The 20,543-nt window shown below is 65.4% G+C and carries 18 protein-coding genes and 1 pseudogene; 7 read left to right on the top strand and 12 right to left on the bottom strand.

Annotated features, from left to right (window positions below; genetic code table 11):
• Positions 1-33 precede the first annotated feature (33 nt).
• From AB0J69_RS01090 to AB0J69_RS01075, 4 genes are all read right to left on the bottom strand, one after another.
• Positions 34-1,368 carry an FtsK/SpoIIIE domain-containing protein gene (locus tag AB0J69_RS01090; protein ID WP_364111493.1) on the bottom strand — a complete coding sequence of 445 codons (1,335 nt, stop codon included), beginning with the start codon at positions 1,366-1,368 and terminating at the stop codon, positions 34-36.
• Positions 1,361-1,690, bottom strand: coding sequence for a hypothetical protein (locus AB0J69_RS01085; RefSeq protein ID WP_364111490.1), 330 nt, complete (start codon positions 1,688-1,690; stop codon positions 1,361-1,363). Before AB0J69_RS01085 ends, AB0J69_RS01090 begins: the two co-directional genes overlap by 8 nt.
• Before the next feature lie 324 nt (positions 1,691-2,014).
• The gene (locus tag AB0J69_RS01080) at positions 2,015-3,211 is read right to left on the bottom strand and encodes a helix-turn-helix transcriptional regulator (RefSeq protein ID WP_364111866.1); all 1,197 of its coding nucleotides are present in this window, start codon (positions 3,209-3,211) and stop codon (positions 2,015-2,017) included.
• A gap of 2 nt (positions 3,212-3,213) precedes the next feature.
• Complete coding sequence (locus tag AB0J69_RS01075) at positions 3,214-3,522, bottom strand: antibiotic biosynthesis monooxygenase (RefSeq protein ID WP_364111488.1); 309 nt, start codon at positions 3,520-3,522, stop codon at positions 3,214-3,216.
• Positions 3,523-3,695: 173 nt separating this feature from the next.
• Between AB0J69_RS01075 and AB0J69_RS01070 the strand changes: the two genes are divergently transcribed.
• Complete coding sequence (locus AB0J69_RS01070) at positions 3,696-4,115, top strand: ATP-binding protein (RefSeq protein ID WP_364111486.1); 420 nt, start codon at positions 3,696-3,698, stop codon at positions 4,113-4,115.
• A 367-nt stretch (positions 4,116-4,482) separates the two neighbouring features.
• On the opposite strand, the gene AB0J69_RS01065 is transcribed toward AB0J69_RS01070, so the two are convergent.
• Positions 4,483-6,285: an IS481 family transposase gene (locus AB0J69_RS01065; RefSeq protein ID WP_364111864.1), complete on the bottom strand. Its 1,803-nt coding sequence runs from the start codon at positions 6,283-6,285 to the stop codon at positions 4,483-4,485.
• A gap of 266 nt (positions 6,286-6,551) precedes the next feature.
• Here AB0J69_RS01065 and AB0J69_RS01060 point away from each other — a divergent pair, with 266 nt between their 5' ends.
• The gene (locus AB0J69_RS01060) at positions 6,552-7,121 is read left to right on the top strand and encodes a hypothetical protein (RefSeq protein ID WP_364111484.1); all 570 of its coding nucleotides are present in this window, start codon (positions 6,552-6,554) and stop codon (positions 7,119-7,121) included.
• A gap of 43 nt (positions 7,122-7,164) precedes the next feature.
• Here the strand turns inward: AB0J69_RS01060 and AB0J69_RS01055 are convergent, their stop codons facing one another.
• Positions 7,165-8,940, bottom strand: coding sequence for an IS481 family transposase (locus tag AB0J69_RS01055; RefSeq protein ID WP_364111482.1), 1,776 nt, complete (start codon positions 8,938-8,940; stop codon positions 7,165-7,167).
• Positions 8,941-9,355: 415 nt separating this feature from the next.
• Here AB0J69_RS01055 and AB0J69_RS01050 point away from each other — a divergent pair, with 415 nt between their 5' ends.
• A complete protein-coding gene (locus AB0J69_RS01050) occupies positions 9,356-10,951 on the top strand; it encodes a hypothetical protein (protein ID WP_364111480.1) in 1,596 nt (531 codons plus the stop codon).
• 208 nt (positions 10,952-11,159) lie between these two features.
• Here AB0J69_RS01050 and AB0J69_RS01045 read toward each other — a convergent pair.
• Positions 11,160-11,523: pseudogene (locus tag AB0J69_RS01045) on the bottom strand (hypothetical protein); the annotation flags it as partial.
• A 2,778-nt stretch (positions 11,524-14,301) separates the two neighbouring features.
• On the bottom strand, positions 14,302-15,159 hold the full coding sequence (locus AB0J69_RS01040) for a phosphotransferase (protein WP_364111478.1): 858 nt from the start codon (positions 15,157-15,159) through the stop codon (positions 14,302-14,304).
• A gap of 138 nt (positions 15,160-15,297) precedes the next feature.
• Between AB0J69_RS01040 and AB0J69_RS01035 the strand changes: the two genes are divergently transcribed.
• Entirely contained in the window at positions 15,298-15,549 is a 252-nt protein-coding gene (locus AB0J69_RS01035) for a hypothetical protein (protein WP_364111476.1), read from the top strand.
• A 275-nt stretch (positions 15,550-15,824) separates the two neighbouring features.
• On the opposite strand, the gene AB0J69_RS01030 is transcribed toward AB0J69_RS01035, so the two are convergent.
• A complete protein-coding gene (locus AB0J69_RS01030; RefSeq protein WP_364111474.1) occupies positions 15,825-16,457 on the bottom strand; it encodes a response regulator transcription factor in 633 nt (210 codons plus the stop codon).
• Positions 16,454-17,593 (bottom strand): sensor histidine kinase, encoded by a 1,140-nt coding sequence (locus AB0J69_RS01025; protein WP_364111472.1) that lies wholly within the window; start codon positions 17,591-17,593, stop codon positions 16,454-16,456. Before AB0J69_RS01025 ends, AB0J69_RS01030 begins: the two co-directional genes overlap by 4 nt.
• Before the next feature lie 112 nt (positions 17,594-17,705).
• Here AB0J69_RS01025 and lgt point away from each other — a divergent pair, with 112 nt between their 5' ends.
• From lgt to AB0J69_RS01010, 3 genes are all read left to right on the top strand, one after another.
• The gene (gene lgt, locus AB0J69_RS01020) at positions 17,706-18,506 is read left to right on the top strand and encodes a prolipoprotein diacylglyceryl transferase (protein ID WP_364111469.1); all 801 of its coding nucleotides are present in this window, start codon (positions 17,706-17,708) and stop codon (positions 18,504-18,506) included.
• A gap of 137 nt (positions 18,507-18,643) precedes the next feature.
• Positions 18,644-19,108, top strand: coding sequence for a hypothetical protein (locus tag AB0J69_RS01015; RefSeq protein ID WP_364111467.1), 465 nt, complete (start codon positions 18,644-18,646; stop codon positions 19,106-19,108).
• A 70-nt stretch (positions 19,109-19,178) separates the two neighbouring features.
• Positions 19,179-19,679 carry a DUF3995 domain-containing protein gene (locus tag AB0J69_RS01010; RefSeq protein WP_364111465.1) on the top strand — a complete coding sequence of 167 codons (501 nt, stop codon included), beginning with the start codon at positions 19,179-19,181 and terminating at the stop codon, positions 19,677-19,679.
• Here AB0J69_RS01010 and AB0J69_RS01005 read toward each other — a convergent pair.
• Positions 19,643-19,888: a helix-turn-helix transcriptional regulator gene (locus tag AB0J69_RS01005; protein ID WP_364111463.1), complete on the bottom strand. Its 246-nt coding sequence runs from the start codon at positions 19,886-19,888 to the stop codon at positions 19,643-19,645. The genes AB0J69_RS01010 and AB0J69_RS01005 overlap by 37 nt on opposite strands.
• Positions 19,888-20,502 carry a hypothetical protein gene (locus AB0J69_RS01000; RefSeq protein WP_364111461.1) on the bottom strand — a complete coding sequence of 205 codons (615 nt, stop codon included), beginning with the start codon at positions 20,500-20,502 and terminating at the stop codon, positions 19,888-19,890. The genes AB0J69_RS01005 and AB0J69_RS01000 overlap by 1 nt, the downstream gene beginning before the upstream one ends.
• Positions 20,503-20,543 lie beyond the last annotated feature (41 nt).

The following is a 20,543-nucleotide window of genomic DNA, read 5'->3' as shown; positions in this document are numbered from 1 at the left end:
GCGTATCTCAACTCCTCTTGGCGGCGGACCGGGTCAGGCGGTCTGCTGGTCGGGTGTTGGTACGGGTTGAGCTGTCATCACTTCGGCCCAGGGCGGTGCCAGGTGTGCGTAGGTCTGTGCAGCGCGTTCCGCGGTTTGTTCGCTGACGTAGAAGGAGCGGGCGCGGTACCACTGGCCGTCCTGGTTGGCGATGACAGCGACGCCGGGTGTCTCGGCGGCGATGGCGCGGGCGGAGTCGAGCGCGGCCGGGTCGAGGTCGCCGAGGGTCATGGTGGCGGTTTCGGGATCGTTGACGCGGTGGCAGATCCGGCCGGAGCACTGGGCGCGCAGCGCGGTGACGCCGGGGCCGAGGTCGGAGCCGATGCGCTGGCCGCAGCAGAACAGGTAGATGCCGAACGCCCGGCCGAGCTGCGCGATCCGCAGCAGCGCTGTCGAGGTCTTGGCGATCTCGTCCTTCTCCGACTTGTCGGCCATCAGGTACAGCTCGGCCAGCTCGTCCACCAGGACCACGATCGGTACTGGCCGCAGGTGCGGCGGGAGCTGCCAGATGTTGCGGGCGCCGGCCATCCGGCACACGCCCATCCGGTCGGTCATGAGTGCCACCAGGTCATCCAGCAGCCCGCCGCACTCGGCGCGCGTGGTGGCCAGCGCGGACAGCCGCGGCGTGTACGGGGTGAACTCGACGCCGCCCTTGAGGTCGAAGCCGACCAGGGCGACCGGTTGCGGCGCGAGGCCGACGATGAGCGCGTTGGCCAGGTTGGACTTGCCGGACTGCGTCGCGCCCGCGTTGATCCAGTGCGGCACGGTCCGGAAGTCGATCACCCACGGCTTGCCCGTCTCCAGCCGTCCCACCGTGACCTTGAGCAGTTCGGTGGACGGTGGCAGTTCATCGACCTTGACCAGCGGGTCGCGGACGGTGGCGGCGAGGCGTACCCGGCAGGGCTTGTCGGAGGAGACGCGCACGGCGTGCACGCCCCAGGAGTGCGCGAGGCGTTCGGCGGCCTCGGCGTAGTCGGCCGGGATCTGTCCTTCCAGGGTGTGCAGGGTGACGCGCCAGCCGTGCCGGGTCGGCAGGGGCAGCCACATGAACGGTTTGGTGTCCACGGCGATGCGTTGCCACTTGCGCCGGACGCGGACGACGCCGGTGGAGGCGACCAGTCCGGGGACGGTGGTGAACCAGAAGCGTTGCCGCTTCTTGGTGAGGTTGCATCCGAGAGCGACCTTGCGCCAGGTCGCCCGGATGGTGATGGCCGTGATCGGGAAGCCGATGACGAGCCAGAAGGAGCGGTAGTGCCAGCGGCGCCAGGCCCACAGCCCGGCCGCCGAGGCGGCCAGGACTGCGAGCACCGCGTAGAACTGGTCAGACATCGGCGGCCTCCTGCAGCGGAAGCAGGGCGGTCGCGCGGTAGGAGATGCCCCAGCGGCCGGCGATCTCCCAGACGTAGCCGAGCAGTCCGACCGCGTGGACGGCGTCGCCGGCCTTGATGGGCGGTTCGCCGGTGATACCGATCTTGACCAGTTCGATCCGGCCGAACTCGTCCTCCACGGAGACCGTGACCTCGTAGACGGTGTTGCCGTTCTTGTCGGTCTTGATCTCGCCGGTGTCCTTGTTGAGCACGCGAGGGCGCGGGGCCTTCACGCAGGTGATGGTGAGCTTGCTGACGTCCACAGGAATGGGGACGGTACGCATGGCTGTATGACCTCTCGTCGGCCTGTTGATCAGGCGTTTCAGGACGAGGGAGGCCGTGCCGTCAGCTCGGAGGCGATAGCATCGAAGCGCCAACTAGGGTGCTTATCGCATCCGGCCTGGGCGGGTCTCCCGCTCAGGCCACTTTCATGTGTGGCCCTCTCTCCGCCTTTCGTGAGCGGACCCCCTTGATCCACCCCTGAAACGCGAAGAGCGTTCGTGCTGAGCTGCCACCCTCCGACTACGGAGAGTTCCAGCTACAACACGAACGCTATCTGATACTGAGAGTAATCGCTAGTACTTAGAGTACGTGGACACGTACTTTTTCTACGCGCCCACTCGCTCGGCCAGCTCCCGTAGCTCAGAGGACGCCGGATCCTGCATGGACACCAGGTCAGAGACGAGTTGCCGCACAACCCGGTGGTTGCGAATCTGCTCCGGCGTGACGTTCTCGGCCTCCAGGAGTCGCGCGACCGCTTCGTCCACCTGGCGACGCTGCGCATGCGCCCGCGCGAGATCGACAGCCAGGCGCGCCCGTCGTTCAGCCGACAATGTCGAGGCGTCCACCGCGGTTCCGACCCGCAACGCGTGCCCGGCGTCACCCACCTCCACGGCCACCGCCACCTCATGCAGCGCCACGTTGGCTGGCCCGAACTCGGTGTTGTAGTCGTTGCGCCCCTCACCGACCCGCGTGGCCATCTCGCGTGCTCGCGAGAGGTGCTCGTAGGCGACATCGGCCTGATTAAGCCGCGAAGCCGCCACCGCCCGCTGCAAGGTCAGTCCGCCCCATAGCGACATCGCTTCCACGTTGCCCTGATCGGTCAGGAACCACAGCGCCTCAGCAGCGGTCCGCGCAGTCTCCTCCACCTGATCGAAATGACGTGCCCCCAGGAACACGAACCCCAGCCGGAACGCCCCGGCCGCCATCATCAACGGGTTGCCGGCACGCTCGGCCGCGCTGATGGCCCGATCGGCCGCGATCCACGCCGCCTCCGGCTCACCCAGCTTGGCCAACGACGCCGAACACGCCTGGTAGGTGACTGCCAGCAGCTCGAACAACTCGGCCTGCCGCTCAGCAGGCGCGGACCGTACCGCGTTCTCCAGCGTCGGGACGAGCCCACGCAGCAGCTCCGTCAGCTCGACGTAGCGGCTCTGATGCGTCAGCTCCCAGGCGTGGTCCACGCGTGGCTTGAGCTGGTCGGTCGGTGGCACCGGTGTGGCGTGCAACATGGCGTACAACGAGTGTGCCCCGGACAGCACCAGCCGCAGCCCGGCCGTACCAGGCACTTCCTCGGTCGTGGCCGCCACCACCGGCGCCTCAGCGGCCAGCTCCGACAGCGGCACGTCCAGAGTTTCGGCGACCTTCTCCAGCACGGACATGCGATCGACCTTGCGCACGCCCCGCTCTACTTGCGAGATCCATGCGACCGACCGGTCCACCAGCCGAGCCAGCTCCACTTGCGACAGGCCGCGCCGTTTGCGTTCCTGAGCGATGCGCCGTCCGAGCGCCCGCTGATACTCCATGCTCACGACGTCGTGCCCTTCCCACTCAGCAGATCCAGCCAATCGACCTCGACCGAGGCCAGCAGGTCTTCGCGAGCCGCCAGGAAGCGCCTGGTGTGCTCGGTCTGCTCGTGGGCGTCGAAGGCGTCGCGGTCCCGGTACAGCTCGTAGAAGATCCGCTGGAGCGGCTGACCGTCCACCCGGTGTGAGGCGTACACGATCGTTCCCGGCTCGTGCCGGCGGATCGCCTCGATTGTCTCACCAACGAGGGTGTCGAACGCCGCCGCGCTCTCCTCGTCCTTGCAGGTGAATCGCACCATTAGTCCGAACATGCGCGCCTCCTGGGTCGCCGTAACGGGCTGGGGTCGGGATGTCTTCACTCGACCAGTACTTATTGTGCGGCGCAAGTACATCAAGTCGCTTGTACTTGAAGTATAGCACTAGTACTTTAAGTATTGATAGCGGATCGCAGGGCGTTGACCTGCATGAACGCAAGGAATCGGCGATGTCTCTGACGCTGAACAGCGGCCAAGAAATCCACCGCTGGTGTCGCAACTTTCCCGGCACCAAGGTCCAGATCAGCGAAGCGCGCCGGTTCGTCGCCGGCTACCTCGGCGACCGCCCCGAGACCTACACCGCCGAACTCGTCATCTCCGAACTCGCCACCAACGCCATCCGCCACACCCGCAGCGGCCAGGCCGCCGGCCGATTCGGCGTAAGCCTCCACGCAGGCACCGCCCTGCTGATCGTCGCCGTCCACGACGAAGGCGGCCCCTCCACCCCACAGCTACGCCAGGCCGACAGCACGGACCCAAGCGGCCGAGGCCTGCACCTGGTGGACAGCCTGACAACACGGTGGGGCGTCCACGGCGATGAGGCCGGACGCACCGTATGGGCACTCATCCCACTCGCCCAGACCACATGAGCGACTGCCTATCCCCGCACCTTCCCGAGCCGGAGCCGAACCACAAACGGTTGACCTGGTTCAAGGCGTGCAAGGAGTCACGACGGCGGACGCTCGCCTGGACCTGCCACTGCCAGGACGTCATCCACGAGCTGTGCGCCGCAGGCGGACAGTCCTTCCTACGCCGCACAGATTGCGCCGCTGACAAGGTCTTCGAGACCCACCGCATGCTCATCCGAGACGGTAACGCATTGTGGCAGGCACTGCTCCAGGGCCGAGTGCGCTGAAACTCGTCAAGATCATTTGGGGCAGCACACATTGGGCAGCACTGTGTCTAGTCCCATGAGATGCCTGACGTTTCTGTCCCACGACATGAGTGACAGGTGATCTAGGAAACATGGTCGACCTTGTACGGCCGATGAGCTTTGACGTTACGGACCGGGAGATCGGTGGTGCGGTGCACCGTACGCGGCCCCTCGTCCAGATCGATGGTCAACGTGGTGTCGCTGACATGCACGGTGACCACCCGGCCGACATACAACCGCCCGAGCGCGACCCTCTGCCGGGTCACCATGATCACACCGAAGGCGTTCGCCCGGCGCTGCACCGTAACCGGTGACCGCTCCGGCACCGGCGGCGGCCCGGCCGGGCGAGCACCACGCAACTGCAGGCACTTGGCCCAGATCAGCGGGTTCGGCCGGACCCGCAGCAGCTGCCGGGTGTCAGGGTCGAGGAACATCAGCGTGTTCTCCTCGATCCGGATGGTGACCCGGCGCCCGCCCAGGATCTCGGCGGCCAGCAGATACCGGCCGCCCAGACTGACCATGCCGTGCTTGTTCACCGTCCGCTCCACCTCCACCACCGCGTCGTTCTCCGCCTGCGGCAGCGGCGACGGCCCCGCCGACCGGCCACCATCGGCGAACAACCGGGCCAGATCACTGGTCGACAGGTGCGAGCGCAGGCTCTTCAACCGCACCCCACCCACCAGCAGATGGATCACATTCACATCCGCCCAGAACGTGATCACCTGACCGGCGCGAGCCGGACCCAGCCAGAACTGCTTGCCCGCCACCCCCAGATTGCCGCTGGCCGGCACCACCCGCTCGAACTCGACCGGCCCGCCCGGCCAGAACGCCGCCGTCCTCGTCGACCGCCTGTCCACCGGCATGTCCTCGTCGCTGCTCTTTCGCTTGGGCGTTGCAGCAGCGGCGTCGGCAGCAGGAGCCGGATCCGGCGCGGCGGTCAGAATCGCCGGCAGGCGCAGCGGCAGCAACTCCCGCTCCGCAGCACCCACCGGGCTGAACCGGTCAGCGGGCACCGCCATGTCCAGGCTCTGATGCGGCCGGGCGGTGTTGTACTGCTCCACCCACGCATCGAGTGCTGCTTGGAAGGCTTCCAGGTCCTCGAACGGGCCGGCATCATCCAGCAGCTCACGGCGCAGCGTCTGGTGGAAACGCTCCACCTTGCCCGTCGTCGTCGGTGAACGCGGCTGCGTCAGCCGATGCACGATCGCGTTGTCCCGGCAGATCCGATCGAACAACACCTCACCACCGTGGCCGAACCGCGCGGTGAACTGCTTGCCGTTGTCCGTCAGCACCTCACCCGGCGCCCCGAACGCCCGCAACGCCTCGACGAAGGCCAGACACACCGCCCGGCCGGTGGCCCGCACCACCGCCTTGGCGATCACGCAGAAGCGAGAGTGGTCATCGACGCCGGTGACCACCTTCACCTCGCGCCCGTCGGCCAGGAACAGCCCGCCCACGATGTCCAGCTGCCATAACTCCATCGGCGCCTCACGCTGCCAGCGCCGATACACCTTCTTGCGCCGCCCCGCACCGGGCTCGATGAGCCCATGGCGCACCAGCGCCCGATAAACCCCCATCCGCGACGGCGGCGGATCCACCCCGCGCAGGCCCGCCTCATGCGCCAACCGCACCGGACCCCACCGCGGATGCCGGCGCCGCAGCTCACACACCAGCACCTCCACCCGCGCACTCATCTGCGACGGGGAGGAATGCGGCCGCCGCGAACGGTCCACCAGGCCGCCCAGCCCGGACTCCCGATAACGCGACACCCAGCCCGACAACGTCTGCCGCGCCACCCCGACCTCGCGGGCGACTTCGGTCACCGAACCGCCGGCCAGCACTGCCAGCACGGCCCGATACCGCTGCTCGACAACGGACATATCCACCAGGGCCAATCCCGGCCTCCCGACGCACGACGCCGCAACGACGCACGCCAGACTGGCCGAAAACAGCACCTGTCGCCCATGTCCTGGGACTCATCCGTCAAGCATGTCCCGGGATAACACAACGCGATGCTAGATCAATGTCAGGTCTCAGGACCCGTGCGACAGATCCGGCTCGGGAGATGGGTGACACTCCGGCTAGATGATCTATCGTTCTCCTGCTGCTGAGAATAAGGCCGACCGCTGTTGCTTTCCAGAGAGGGATGATCGTGACGGAAGACGAGGTGGAGTCGCTCACCATTGCGTGGCGCACGCGGTGGGGCAGAAGTCCGATCGCCTATCAGCTCCGCGGCTGGCATGCCGACCGATGGGTCCGCTTCCACAGTCTTCCCGGGTCCAAGCGGTATGCCGACACCGAAGACGAGTACGAGATCATCCTTGATCGTCATCGCCGGGTACTTGGAGAGCTCGGGGCGCACGAAGGTCTCTATGCGATCGCCGTCTACTTCGAGGACGAGGAGGGGAGGATCTCACCCGATCCGCGTCATCCGGACGCCGTCCCATGGCTGACGATCGAGCCTGGCGACGACTCGCCATTCGACGTCGCAGCGAGGCTCTATGTCAGCATGACCTCCTTCGACCCGCAGACCTTGGATCCGCTGCTGCGGGGCGCGGCCGACGAGGAACTGATCGACGTGATCATCGCTCCTTTGGATCTCCGGTGGCTCTACCATCCCTACGACGGCGGAGCCGACGTCATCGCCCCCACCGCCTATGACCGTGATGTCTTGAAGAATCGCCATGCAGATTGGCTGTCTACGCACCCAGCTGGACTGTAGGGGCAAGCTGCGGTCGCGTTCACGATCCCAAAGCACCTTTCTGTCAGCGCTGGGGTTTGCGGACCTTGAACCGGGCGATCGGCTTGGTGGTGGTGCGGGCGACCTCGGCGATGATCTGGCCGGCGTGGGTGATGCGGAAGGTTCCGTCGGTGTCCTCGATGGTCACAGTCGCTCCGGCGTGGCCGATGCCGACACGGATGCGCTGGCCCGCAATGGAGAGCTGGCCGCGGCTGCTGACGCGCCGCTGCACGAGGACCGGCTCAGCGGCTGGGCGGGGTTCGGGGCCGGCGGGGCGGGCGTCCCGGAGACGGGCTATCTCGTCGCTGGTGAGCGGGTTGGGCAGGGTGCGCAGCAGCGTGTGCCCGTCGGTCAGGTGCAGCACGGCACCGTCGATGCGGACGGTCAGTCGGCGTCCGGCGAACTGGTAGCCGACCGGGTACTGTCGGCCGCCGAGGGCGACCAGGCCGCTGGCGTTGATGGTCCGGTCGACCTCGACTACCTCACCGGTGCCGGGGCGGGCCGGTTTGGCTGCCGGCCGGATGGGGGTGCCGCCCTCAGCGATCAGCTGCCGCAGGTGCCGGGGCGTGAGCCGGGACGGGACTTTCTTGATCCTGACCCCGGCGGCCAGCAGCTCGACGGTGCCGGCATCGGCCCGCAGTGTGATCGTGAGTCCGGCTCGGTGGGTGCCGAGCCAGAACTGCTGTCCGCAGACGGCCAGGTTGCCCGAAGCGGGCACGACCCGGGTGAACTCCACGGCCAGATTGACCGGGTCGGTCCCGTCAGCTGGCATCGCCAGCTGTTCTGTCTCGGCCTGCACTGGCGACATCGCCACCCGCTCAGCCTGAGGTTCGTGCTCAGGTCTGGTTAGCGGATCGGGGAGGGCGTGCAGGGCCGGTGGCAGCCGCAGCGGCAACTGGTCATCGTGGCGGGGTTGGAACCGGTCGGCGGGGCGGTCCATGTCCAGAGACTGGTGGGGCCGGTTGGTGTTGTAGTCGTCGACGAAGGCGTCCAGGACCTGCTGGGCATGCTCGATGCTGGTGAACGGGCCGTGGTCATCGAGCAGTTCCCGCCGCAGTGTCTGGTGGAAGCGTTCTACCTTGCCGGTGGTGGTGGGTGAGTGCGGGCGGGTCAGTCGATGGGTGATGCCGTTCTCGCGGCAGATCCGGTCGAACAGCACCTCCCCGCCGCGACCGAACCGGGCGGTGAACTGCTTGCCATTGTCGGTCAGCAGCTCGTCAGGGATTCCGTATCGGCTCAGTGCCGTGGCGAGGGTCAGGCAGACGGCCCGGCCGGTGGGGCGGGCCACCACGGTGGCGGCGACGCAGTAGCGGGAATGGTCGTCGACCCCGGTGACGACCTTGCACTCGGTGCCGTCGGCCAGCATGATTCCGCCGACGATGTCCATCTGCCACAGTTGCATCGACTCGGAGCGTTGCCAGCGTTTGTAGTCCTCCCGCCGCCGGCCTCTGGGGGTGACCTGCACCAGGCCGTGCCGCACCAGCACCCGGTGCACCGTCGCCCGGGACGGTATCGGCCCAGGGCAGCCCCGGCGTGTCAGTTCCCACACCAGCCGGCGAGCACCCCAACGAGGGTGATTACGCCGCAGTTCGCAGATCAGCGCTTCCATCTCGGCCGGTGTCCGTCTCGGTGACGTGCGCGGGCGGGATGAACGATCCGACAGCCCGGCCAGGCCCTGATCGCGGTATCGACTCAGCCATCGATGCACCGCCTGACGTGAGACTCCGAACCTGCGGGCGACCTCGGTGACACTCGCCCCGGATAACACCTGCAGCACGGCTTGGTACCTCTGCTCGACCACGCTCAACTCCACCAACACTCGGTGAAGTGTCACGCACGTCCTGAGCACGATGTGTCACGCAGGTCATGAGCCCCGACAGCGATGCTAGATCAACTGGATGAGACTTTTCTCCACGGTTTTCAAGGGCAACCCGCCTACGGCGGCCTGCCGCGCGTCGGGCGGTCGCGGGCCGCGCTGCGGCTCTTCGGCCGGTCGCGGTCCGCACCGCCCCGCACTGTATGGGGGCTTGCCACTTCGATTCCGCCATATCCCGTGAGGCTGTGACTCCAACAGGGGGCGGTCCGTCGAGTAGATCAGTTGCGCTACAGCCAAATGGATCTTCGAGACTAATGGCTGGCGCTGGCAAGCTCAATTCGGTCATCATTCATCGTATGCGATGTCCGTGCGGAGAAGAGCAAGTTCTAGGAGTGTCGAGATGACGACCCAATCGCCGTTCGAGCGAATCAGAGATATCGCGCAGTCCGCTCCAGCGAACTTGGAGGTCTGGCGGTGGGGGCGCTCTGCTCTTCCTGGCGTTCTGGCCGAGGTGTCTAAAAGGCGACTCGCAGAAAAGATTGAACGGGTCAGGAACGGCGGTCCTATCGGTGACGATGGGGAAGTTGGAGGCAGGTGGGCGTCTACTACAGCTCGCTTGGCGGAATGGGCGTTTCAGTTTGGCGATCAGTATTCGGAAGGACGGGAACTTCTGGGGCCAGAAATAACCGATGCGGTTGATATGGCACGCAATTGGAAAGTTGTCGATATTGCCCTGCAGGGAGGTAGGTCGGGGCGAGCGAAGATATCACAAAATAGGCGCGGCTTCTGGGTTGATCCATTTAGCAATCCGCGAATGGAGGTTCTAGACATCCTCTTGGAAGGTATCGATACCTTTGCACAGCCGACGACGGACTTCGGTCCCGATATAGCACCTGCGCTCAGGTTTCTGAACGGCATGACTTCCTTCAGTTCGCGAGACTCGGAGACCGTTCCCCGATGGGTCATGGGAATATTCGTCCAACGTGCGAAGAATCGCCTGCAGAATCAGCACTGGGAGGTTCCGCGAACCACTGATCTTGGTGGGCTAACCCTTGAAGAATTGATCCCGTTGCTTGCCACAATCAAAGGAATCTCGGAGCTTGGAGCCGAGGTATTTATTCGATATCCAAGTCTTGAGATGGCTAATCCGGCATTCAAGAGGAGCGATCTCGAGCGGATGATGGCTCGCTACAATAATGGCAGCAGTAAAATTGCGCGCTTCCTTGATATAGTAACCTATTCGGGCGAGAGCGGCCGATCGCCTTTCTCTGCCCCACTTCTTTCATGGGCTGACCATATTATTATGACACCCCACTTGTTGCATGATTCGCTAGTTGAGCGAATGGTTCTTCGGGCAGCGTCGGCCGATCCGTCAAGTTCGGGAAGATTGGGAGTCGCCCTAGGTGGCCTATGCACTAGATGGGCAACTCGCCTGCGCGAGGTGCCGGGTGCTCAGGTGGCCGAGGGAGTAAAGATCCTAAGCGCAAATAATCAAAAACTGGGCGATCTCGATATAGTCGCCCTTGATGCTAGCAGAAAGCGGGGCCTAATAGTTGAAGCCAAATGGCCAGTTGACGCCCGGACTCTGGGTGACGCACGCAAGCAGGAAGATGCGATCGATAAAGGTAGGGCGCAAATAGAGCGACTTCGGGCCAAGATCGACGGGACGGTCAAGATAAAATTTCCTGGCGATTGGCCAGACTTTCAAAGCGTCCGCTGGAATTGGGTTGTTGGGACGGCCCGCTACCTGGACTCGAGAGTCACAGAATCGGATATTCCCTCAACGAGTCTACGTCTGGTTGAGGCGCTTCTGCCAGCTGCTTCTCTGCAAGAGCTCATAGAAAAAATCGAGAATCCACCCTTGCCTAAAGAGGGGGAGGACTTCCGCCTTGGATGGGAGAAGGTAAGGATAGGCGGGCATATTATCAGCGCACGCAGAATCAATATTCTACGGTCATCCATTCTGGGGCGGCAGCGCTCGGACGGATGGACGTGATTCCATCAAATTCAGCAGTCGCCATTAGTTGGTCCGAGCTCACCGATCTGATCAAGGCCACCTAATAAATGCTGCTGCCGCGCCGCTTCCGGTGCTCGGGCCTGGCGGCCCTGCGCTCCGGGTCGGCTTGCCATCGGTCACGCGGGTTGCTGTGGTTTGCTGTACAGCAGGGAAGTACAGCAACGCCGCCTCACCCAGCCTGATTGTCCCGTACGGCGTCACACGGTTGAGCAGCGGCGCCGGCTCTCGACCACGACTCTCCGCTTGACTCGTAATGAAGCAGTCCGGGCTCGACGCCGTCTGCAGATACCTGCATCCCAGGATGGGCACGCAGCCAGGCCTCCAGGACATCGGCAGTGCGGCCGGACAGCACGTCGATGCGGCCGGTGGGTCTCGGCCTCGATGAGCATGGTGGTGTAACGCTGGCGCAGCGCGAAGTCGTCCACGCCCAGCACGCGAGGCACCTACATCGGTGGCAGCGGCAGACGTAGCAGCAGGCGCAGCGCGATATGCCGCGACAAGCACACGGCCAGCGCTTGTGTACCGGCGCGGCCAGCAAGCTCACGCACCACTATGGTGAATCATTCACGGGTATAGCTCAGATTAAGTGGAGTCTGGATGCGGATATTGATCAGAGTTACACTTACCCCAAGGGGAGGCAGGAAAAATGATTCATAGGCCAGCGGATATCTCTGCAGGGAAGCCTGAACCTCTAGTTATGGGCGTATGTGAGTTGATGGTGCTACGCGCCCTAGAGCTTGCAGGAAAAAGAATCCCTTCGCGTCGGGGTGGGCGATCCCTTCGCACTCAATACCGGGATGTTCCACCATGGAAGATTCACACCCTATTTCCCGCTAGGTTGGACGAACTCGATAAGATTCTCGCTAACGCTTGGATGCTTCCGCTTTCTACTGGCGTCCCGATTGGCCTGATAGAAGTACTAGATGGGTATGTTCGTGTTCTTCTTGTTTCGGGACTGCCGTTCAATCGGGCTGACCTGCGCCTCAGTCTCTCTCGAGCTCCGCTCGATGCTCTACAGCTACCTTGGACGGATTCAACTTCTGAGTAAAGGAGCCACCCGCAGCTTCCGGATCGCCTGAACGCTTGAGGTAGCGGGTGCAAGCGACGCGAGTAGCACGTCAAGGACGAGGTGCTCCCACAGAACCGGAGTCTCAATCAAATTGCCAGCGAAAATCGGTACCAACCTCGCTTCTTATCCCACGCTATTCCGGTCTTGTGCCACGGTGCTGGGATGAGCCATAGGTGCGTTATGGGGGCGACAAGAGTAGGAGGCATCGTAGGGACAGTAGCGAGCTCTGTGTGATCTTCGAGAGATCGCCATACAGGCCAATCAACGCTGTTCATGTGTGCGTAAACAGCTAGATGTGCCTCGACGCTCTCCGTAGAAGCGAGTTTCGATCGGTTGTCCTGATTGGCTGTATCCGCCATAAAGGCGTCTATCCACTGCACTATAGCGTCGGCTGACCAATCCCAGACTCCACCGCCGAGCTCCATCATTAAGCCGATCCGCGGGCCATAGGGTCCTATAGGTATCGCATCACCGCTACGGACTCCCAGAGCGCGGAGTCGGCGAGCAGTGTTGGCTCGGTGCTGAGCCCCCACTACTCCATGACGACGGTCGACATCCCATGTCTGCACCTGACACTCGTCAAACCTCGAAACGTTCCATTTCTCTAGAGTGGACAAGAGGCCTTCCGCCTGTTTGTGCAAAAGCTTCAACGGTGGCTTCGAGATTGTATGAAGAATCCACGAGTTACGCAGGCTAGGTGCCTCCCAAAAGCCATCATCAAACTTTGGAAGGCTATTCAGGGTCCCAAGCGCTTCACCGTCTACATCGGAAGTGACTTCGACCGGGGCGGGCGGGCGATCCGGGTAAATGATCCGCAAGTCGTGCATGCTTGTTCTGGACTGATCATCATGCTGGACAACCGAAACCCCGAGGGTTTGCTCAATGCTAGCTCTGGCAAGTTCTTCTGTAGGAGATAGCTGAATACGCTTCTTTAGCATGACCAAATCATACAGCATGTTCTTGGATCGCTCATGAAAACCTAGCGACATTCCACGCGTAGTGGAGGAATCAGGGAGAAATCTGAGCCACCAAACAGGAAGGTGAAAGATGGTGAATCGGACGATTGCTGACTTCGACTCTGATCAGACCATCGGTGGCAAGGTCGTAGCGACAGTAACGTCCTCACGCGCCGACGCATCGCGCCACCATCCGCACTCGCCTGACTATGGCCTCGACTAGCTGAGCAGGACGATTGCTCCGCCTGGAAAGCGGACGTTCGGGCTGCCGCGCCGCTTCCGGTGCTCGGGCCTGGCGGCCCTGCGCTCCGGGTCGGCTTGCCACCGGACAGGCGGGTCGCTGTGGTCTGCTGTACAGCAGAGAAGTACAGCAACGGGGCCTTACACGAGCACACGCCGCCAGTCGTGAACTGCTCTCTGAGCTGCGGGATGGGGGTTTCAGGTGGTGACTGGCCCACGTTTGCAAGCAGGAAGTCAGGAGTTCGAATCTCCTAGGCTCCACCATCGAAGGGGTCGGGTAGGTGGGCCGGGCTCACCCACCCGTTGCCTGGTTACACGGTGGGCTGGCTGATGCCCGCCCCGAGCGGTCCTCGCTATCGCTCGGGCTGTTCTTCCTGGGGCGCGCCTCCGGCGCGCAGAACGGTCTTCCCATGGGGCGCTTTCGCGCACAGGGCTCAGCCGTTGCTTCCGGTCGAGCCGGAGCCTCGACCCCTGTAGGCCTTCGCTTCGCTCAGACCCGCTTATTTGAGAGGCGCAGGCTTCGCCTGCGCCTTCGTTGGTACGGCCGGCGTGCGCCGAACGTCTGCCGCCGCGCCGTATTGACCGAGTTCTTCGACTGGGGCCGCCACGCCGCCGCACGGATGCGGCCCTTACGATCGCCAGGGCATGGTCGGCCACCGTACGTGCTGGGGAGTAGTCGACGATCCAGGGTTCGTTCCTCACCCTGGTTCGCTGAGTCACGTGGTTGATCGCTGAGCTGTGAACCAGCGGATTGCAGGGTGACGAAAGCATGGGCAGGAGGCGTTACGTTGCCAGAGGCGTTCCCGGTGGTTACCGGATCTGGGACAACAAGACGCGTGTGAACGGACACGAGGTTTTCCGGGTGGGCGGCCAGCGTGATCCAGGTCGGTGGTCGTCAGAACTCCTGCTGGGTGGCCAGGTAGCTTCCTGGCGGTTGGCTTTCGTGGGTGAGGAGTAGGTCTGCTTGCCGGGCGGGCCCCTTCAGGGCGAAATCGATGTCACTGAGTTTCGATAGCGCTCATCCGATGCCGGTGAGATCGTCGTTGCTCCCCTCGCGAACGAACCTATGGGGCGGTCAAGGCCGTTTCGATCGCCGCGCCGTTTCGCTCCAACCACGCCTCCTGCCGCTTGATCTGATCGCCGACGCCCTCCTGCCACATCCGCGCCCAACCCCCGCCCTGGGTCTCGGCGATCTGCTTCATCGAGAACCACGCCCGCCTTGACCGCAGCACGGCCACCTCGACGAGCCGGGACCGATCCGTATCCGACATCCCGTAGGCGTCGGCGAGGATCCGGCAGCGACGCGGCGCATCGACGTCCTGCAGCAGCGGATCGGCGTCGACGGGATCACCCAGCGGAGCCCAATAGAGCATCGCGTTGCACACCTCATCGACCCTGGAGACCGGCTTGGCCAGGTCGAAGTCGATGAGCGCAGCTGCCTCGCCGTCCCTGAACACGATGTTGTCAGGCGTGAAGTCCATGTGCCCGACCAGTTCGGCTGGATAGGGCGGTGCGGGCGGCATGTCCGGCTGCTCGGTGAGCTCGGTGAGCCCCGAGAAGGGCCGGACCCCTTCGGGGAGGACGAAACCGGTGGCCGCGTCGTCGTAGGCCCGGACGAGGCGGCCGACCGAAGCCAACCGCGCCTCGTCGGCGATCCACGCAGGCCTCGGCCGTCCGGCGACCTCGCCGGCGACGAACGTCAGCACCTCACGTCCGGCCGCGTCAATGCCCAGAAATCTCGGAGCACCCGCGAACCCGACCGCCTCCAGGTGGCGGAGCAAGGCATGGACGAGCGGAGCGTTGAAGCCGACCGGACGCCGCACTGTGTCGCCGACACGCACGACGCCCTCGGTGACGTCACCGCCGACCAGCGCGATCTCGGGTTCGGATTCAGCAGGTTCGACGTAGGTGGCGGAGCTCATTGCGGTTTCCTCTCCAATCCGGCCAAGTGTTAGACCGTACTGCGGCACAGGGGCGCGAGCGAGTGATTTCCTTGGCCATCTACCAGGATTTCCGATGGCCGCCGGTCAGGACCCGCATGGCCATCGGCCCGGACTCATGTGGCCGCCGACCAAGAATTTTCATGGCCGATTACAACGCGTCGTTGGTGGGGAGACCTGTACGAGTTGTGCCCGGACGATTTGCTCGACGACCTGAATGGCGCCCGTGACTACTACTACATCCACAAAGGCATCGCAGCTCAAGCAGTCAACCTGCACGAAACCCTCGACCGCCGCTGCCGCTTCTTGAGCGTTTCCATTCACGCTCCGGCCTACTGCGGACGGGTCACCGGAACTACGGTGAGCAGGTGATCAAGGCCTTTGAAGTCCTTGGGATTGCAGGTGTACAGAGGAAGCCGGTTCGCGATCGCCACACAGGCAATCATCAGATCTGCAGTGCGGGGGCGTGGTTTCCGTCCTGACGCTCAGATTGTTCGCTCGCCCTTCAGCCCTTCAGCCCTTCAGCCCTTCAGCCCTTCAGCCCTTCAGCCCTTCAGCCCTTCAGCCCGGCATGCGGAAAGACCGCCATGGTTCGTAGCCCGGCCGGTCGGCGGCAAGTGCCGAGAGAATGGGCAGGTCGTCGTCCGCTAACCGCCGAGCCGGATGATGCCGCGGGAAGCGGCGACTGTCACCGCGGCCGTTCGGTCATTCACGCCAAGCTTGGCAAAGACGTGCAGCAGGTGGGTCTTGACCGTGGCCTCGCTGATGCACAAGTGTCCGGCGATGGCCTTGTTGCTCATCCCTTGGGCGACCGCGCCGAGGACCTCGATCTCCCGGCCGCTGAGCGTGTCGGGCGCGTCGGCGCGTGCCCACGACAGCACCCGCGTCACGATGGGCGGCGACAGGGTGCTCTCGCCTCGCGCCGCTGCCCGGATCGCGTCGAACAGCTGCTCCCGACCGGTGTCCTTGAGCAGGTAGCCGATGGCTCCGGCGTGGATGGCGCGGGAGATGTCGCCGTCGGTGTCGTAGGTGGTCAGGACGATGACCTTGGCGTCCGGGTCTTGCTCACGGATCCGGCTGGTCGCCGTGGCGCCGTCGATCTCGGGCAACTGCAGGTCCATCAGTGTGACGTCGGGCCGCAGGGCGCACGCCAGCCGTACCGCGTCCGTGCCGGAGATCGCCTCGCCGACCACTTCCATGTCCTCCTGGGTGCCGAGCATCGCGCGGATGCCGTCGCGGACCACTGGGTGGTCGTCGACGATCAGGACCCTGATCGTCATCGTGCCCCGCTCAGCGCCACCGCCGGAAGGCGGGCCACGACCGTGGTGCCCGCCCCTGGGGCACTTTCCACGAGAAGGGTGCCGCCGAGGCGTTCCATGCGCTCCCGCATGATCGAAAGGCCGTGTCCGGAGGCAGCCCGTAAGGGCTCGAAGCCGTCGCCGTCATCGTGGACGTCCAGCACGATCAGATCCTCCATGTACGAAAGGGTGAGCGTGACCTGACCGGCGTGGGCGTGGCGGCGGGCGTTGGCGACCGCCTCCTGCGCCACGCGCAGCAGTTCCTCCTGGACCTGGGCGTCCAGCGGCCGGACCGTACCGGTGATCACGGTGTGCGCGTCGACGCCGGTCTCGTCCGACAGGCGGCCGGACAGTCCCTGCAGCGCCTCCGGCAGGCCGCACTCGTCGAGCTGGCCCGGCCGCAGGGCGCGTACCACCCGGCGGCTCTCCGCGACGTTCTCCCGCGCGGCCCGCAACGCCTGGGTCAGATGCCTGTTGTCGGGCAGGGTGGCCTGCGCAGCCTCCAGCAACATCACCACGCTCGCGAACCCCTGGGTCAGGCTGTCGTGAATGTCACGGGACAGCCGTTGTCGCTCGGCCGCCACACCCGCCTGCCGTTCGGCCGCCGCCCGCGCTTCCTGCGCGGCCTGCAACTGCTCGATGAGCCGCTTGCGCTCGGCGCTCTGTCGCGACACCGAACTGAAGTATCCGACCGCGGTCGCCGTGCTGATCGCGATCAGGCTGGCGATGGCGATCTCGCTCCAGGTGACCGCCCCGGTCGCGTGAAAGCGATGCCACAGCCAGCCACCGGCGCACGACACCACCGCGACACGACCGACCCGCACGGCGTCCATGCAGTACGGCACGAGCACGGTCAGCGCGACCACCAGGAAGGAGGAGTCGATCGCGAACAGCCCCAGCCAGATCAGCCCGCCGCCGAGCACGTACGGCAGCGGCACGTCGTCCAAGGGCGGGGTGCGCAGCACGAACCACACGGCGTACCAGACGGCCAGGCCGGCGACGAGCACCACCGGCAGCACCTGGCCGGCCTCCGTCAGGGGCCCGGCCGAGGTGAGCACCAGCCACGAGACGAAGAAGGCATGCTGCCACCGGCGCCGCGACCGCTCCCAGGTCTCCACACCGCTGAACATAATCAGCTGCCCGTCTGCCCGCCATCAACCAGTCGACTGATCAGTGAATCGGCGGACCGCTCGATGTGCGCGTCGCCGTACCGGAACCAGACTCGATCCCGTGATCGCCATCCCCAGCCCCACCCAGGCCGTCTGGCACCTCGGCCCGATCCCGATCCGCGCCTACGCCCTCCTGATGCTGCTCGGCGTCCTCGTCGGCATCTGGGTGACCCGCCGCCGCTGGGTCGCTCGCGGCGGCGAAAGCGGCACGATCGGCGACATCGCCACCTGGGCCGTGCCGTTCGGCCTCGTCGGCGCCCGCCTCTATCACGTGGCCACTGCCTGGCAGCAGTATTTCGGTCCCGGCGGGGAACCGCTGCGCGCCCTGGCGATCTGGGAGGGCGGCATCAGCATCTGGGGCGCCGTCGCCGGCGGCGCGGTCGGCGCGTGGCTCGCCTGCCGTCGACGGGGCATCCCGTTACGCGACTTCGCCGACGCCGTCGCTCCCGGGCTCGCGCTCGGCCAGGCGATCGCCCGCTGGGGCAACTGGTTCAACCAGGAGTTGTACGGCAGGCCGACGACCCTGCCCTGGGCGCTGGAGATCGATCCCGCCCACCGGCCCCCCGGCATGGAGTCCACGGCCACCTACCATCCGGCCTTCCTGTACGAGTCGCTGTGGAACCTGGCCGTGGCCGGATTCGTCGTCTGGGCCGAACGGCGATTCCGGCTCGACCGTGGCCGGACATTCGCGGTCTACGCCGCCGCCTACACCACCGGTCGCGCCTGGATCGAGTGGCTCCGTATCGACCCCTCCCCGCACCTCCTCGGCCTGCGCCTCAACGACTGGACCGCCCTGCTCTGCTTCACGGCCGCGATCATCTACCTCACCGTGAACCGGCCGCGGTCGTTCACCCCGTCGTGAACCGGCCGCCGGCCACGCAACGCCTGGACGCCTGGACGTCCAGTAGCCAGGACGTGGCGGCAATTCCCCCGTACAGGGGAGGTGCCTCCCCCTTGCACGGGAGTGCGGTCGCGCGTGCGGTGGTTACGGTCGCAGGCATGGCTGATTCCGTTCGTCCACAGGTACGTTCGCGACGCTGGCCGGCGTACGCGCTGGCGGTGCTCTTCCTCGGGTACGCCGCCGGCAAGGCCGCCTTCGCCCTGCAGGCCCGGCTCGGGTTTCCCGGTGGGCCGCCCGTGTCGGCGGCCGAGACCGCGGGCTACTTCATGGACGCGGCCGTGGGCCAGTGGCTGGCGAGCGCGTCCGGCGTGCTCGCGGCCTGTGTGGCCGTCGCCACGGTCACGGCGCCGGGGCGCAGGGTGCCGAGAGGGTTGATGGTGTTCGTCCTGGGCGTGATGCTGCTGGCCGTGGTCGGTGGCGGGGGGACCATGGCTGTGGACGCGTTCGTCGGCATCGGCGTGGGGTGGCAGTGGTACCACGGGGTTCTTGGGGCGGTCGCGATCGGGCTGTCCCTGGAGACGGTCAGGTCCTACGTGGTGAGGACCAGACGTGGCGTGGCGTGATGGGGCGCGGTGTGATGGGGCAGGGCTGGGTGCGTACGGGGCGGCGGTGTGCTCCGCGGTCTACGGAGCGATGAAGCTCGCGCAGGCGTTGGGGGCCGGCGCGCTGGCAGACAAGGATCCGCTGCCACCTGGGCTGCGCGAGCGGCTGCTCGCCCGTGATCCGCTGTTCGTGACGAGCCACTGGTTGCTGGCGGGTGCCGCGGTGGCCGGGATCATCGTCGCGCTGGCCACCGTACGGCCCTGGGGTGCGGTCGTCCCGCGCCGGCTGCTGCTCGCGGTGACATGGACGCTGGGGATCTTCATGATCGCCCGGGCTGTCGGGGTCGTGGGGTTCGGCTTCGTCGGGGACACGTTGCTGCTGACCGGGGTACGTCCCGCACCGCCCGGGCATGCGGCACTGGCTGGTGAACTGGCGCGCTGGGATCTGCTGCTGTGGTCGCCGTTCTTCCTGCTGTGGGGCGCCTGCTGGGTGGCGGCCGGGTGGCGGCTGGGCGGGCGCGGAGCGCTCACCGCGAAGGCGCTCGATCGCTCCGGTCAATCGGGGGAGTCGGGGGAATCGAGGGAATCGTAGTGAAGGAGATCGCCGGGCTGGCAGTCCAGCTCGCGGCAGAGCGCGGAGAGCGTGGAGAAGCGGATCGCCCGCGCACGACCGTTCTTCAGGATCGACAGGTTCACGATCGTCACACCGACCCGCTCGGCCAGCTCGGTCAGGGTGAGCCCGCGCTCGGCCAGCAGCTTGTCCAGGTGGACGGTGATGCGGTGGTCGTCCTCGGGTGGCATCAGACCAGACCCTGGAGGTCGGCGCGGAGCCTGCTGCCCTGGCGGAAGAACTCGGCCAGGGCGAGGACGCCGAACCCGACGAACATGGCCCAGCGGTAGTCCTCCGCGGCGTGCAGGGCCGTTCCCCGCAGCGGGGTGCCGGCGACGAGCATGCGGAGGACCCATTCGTCCACCCCTGGGATCGCGGCGATGCCGAGCACGAGAAAGCCGATCACGGCGAGCCTTGTGGCATTTTTCGGCGTGAAGGGATCGCCCGTGTGGAAGCTGCGCATCAGCCGGAGAAGGAACACCGCGACGACACAGAGCAGCAGCGTCAGCAGCAGCTCGGGCAGGATCAGGAGGAAGCTCTGCCAAGGGGTCGGCTCGGTGATGGTCAAGGTGGCGTTGAAGGCGGGTCTGACGAGGCTGACGGTGCCCGGAGGGCTGCTGGCCAGGGGCGCCTGGGCGTCGGCCGTGGTGACGTTCGCGTAGATGTCGGTGGAGACGTAACGCGTGCTGGTCCTGGACTCGCTGAAGATCGCGTAGATGGCGCCCAGGAGCACGACCATGGCGAAAGCCAGTCCCAGCCACACGCTCAGTTCGAGGATCCGGATGCTCGTCGGTGGTTTGGCCATGGCCGGCTCCTTCGCTCGTATATCGACCATCGATAACAATG

This window comes from Nonomuraea sp. NPDC049709 (genome assembly GCF_040674815.1).
Classification (GTDB): Bacteria; Actinomycetota; Actinomycetes; order Streptosporangiales; family Streptosporangiaceae; genus Nonomuraea.
This window is presented reverse-complemented; position numbering and strand designations above follow the sequence as displayed.

Excerpts from the sequence above, each read along its gene's own strand:
- AB0J69_RS01040 (WP_364111478.1), bottom strand. The coding sequence starts at position 15,159 with ATGAGCTCCGCCACCTACGTCGAACCTGCTGAATCCGAACCCGAGATC.
- AB0J69_RS01010 (WP_364111465.1), top strand. The coding sequence starts at position 19,179 with ATGAAGCTCGCGCAGGCGTTGGGGGCCGGCGCGCTGGCAGACAAGGAT.
- AB0J69_RS01000 (WP_364111461.1), bottom strand. The coding sequence starts at position 20,502 with ATGGCCAAACCACCGACGAGCATCCGGATCCTCGAACTGAGCGTGTGG.
- AB0J69_RS01005 (WP_364111463.1), bottom strand. The coding sequence starts at position 19,888 with ATGCCACCCGAGGACGACCACCGCATCACCGTCCACCTGGACAAGCTG.
- AB0J69_RS01080 (WP_364111866.1), bottom strand. The coding sequence starts at position 3,211 with ATGGAGTATCAGCGGGCGCTCGGACGGCGCATCGCTCAGGAACGCAAA.
- AB0J69_RS01075 (WP_364111488.1), bottom strand. The coding sequence starts at position 3,522 with ATGTTCGGACTAATGGTGCGATTCACCTGCAAGGACGAGGAGAGCGCG.
- AB0J69_RS01030 (WP_364111474.1), bottom strand. The coding sequence starts at position 16,457 with ATGACGATCAGGGTCCTGATCGTCGACGACCACCCAGTGGTCCGCGAC.
- AB0J69_RS01050 (WP_364111480.1), top strand. The coding sequence starts at position 9,356 with ATGACGACCCAATCGCCGTTCGAGCGAATCAGAGATATCGCGCAGTCC.
- AB0J69_RS01070 (WP_364111486.1), top strand. The coding sequence starts at position 3,696 with ATGTCTCTGACGCTGAACAGCGGCCAAGAAATCCACCGCTGGTGTCGC.
- AB0J69_RS01085 (WP_364111490.1), bottom strand. The coding sequence starts at position 1,690 with ATGCGTACCGTCCCCATTCCTGTGGACGTCAGCAAGCTCACCATCACC.
- AB0J69_RS01015 (WP_364111467.1), top strand. The coding sequence starts at position 18,644 with ATGGCTGATTCCGTTCGTCCACAGGTACGTTCGCGACGCTGGCCGGCG.
- AB0J69_RS01090 (WP_364111493.1), bottom strand. The coding sequence starts at position 1,368 with ATGTCTGACCAGTTCTACGCGGTGCTCGCAGTCCTGGCCGCCTCGGCG.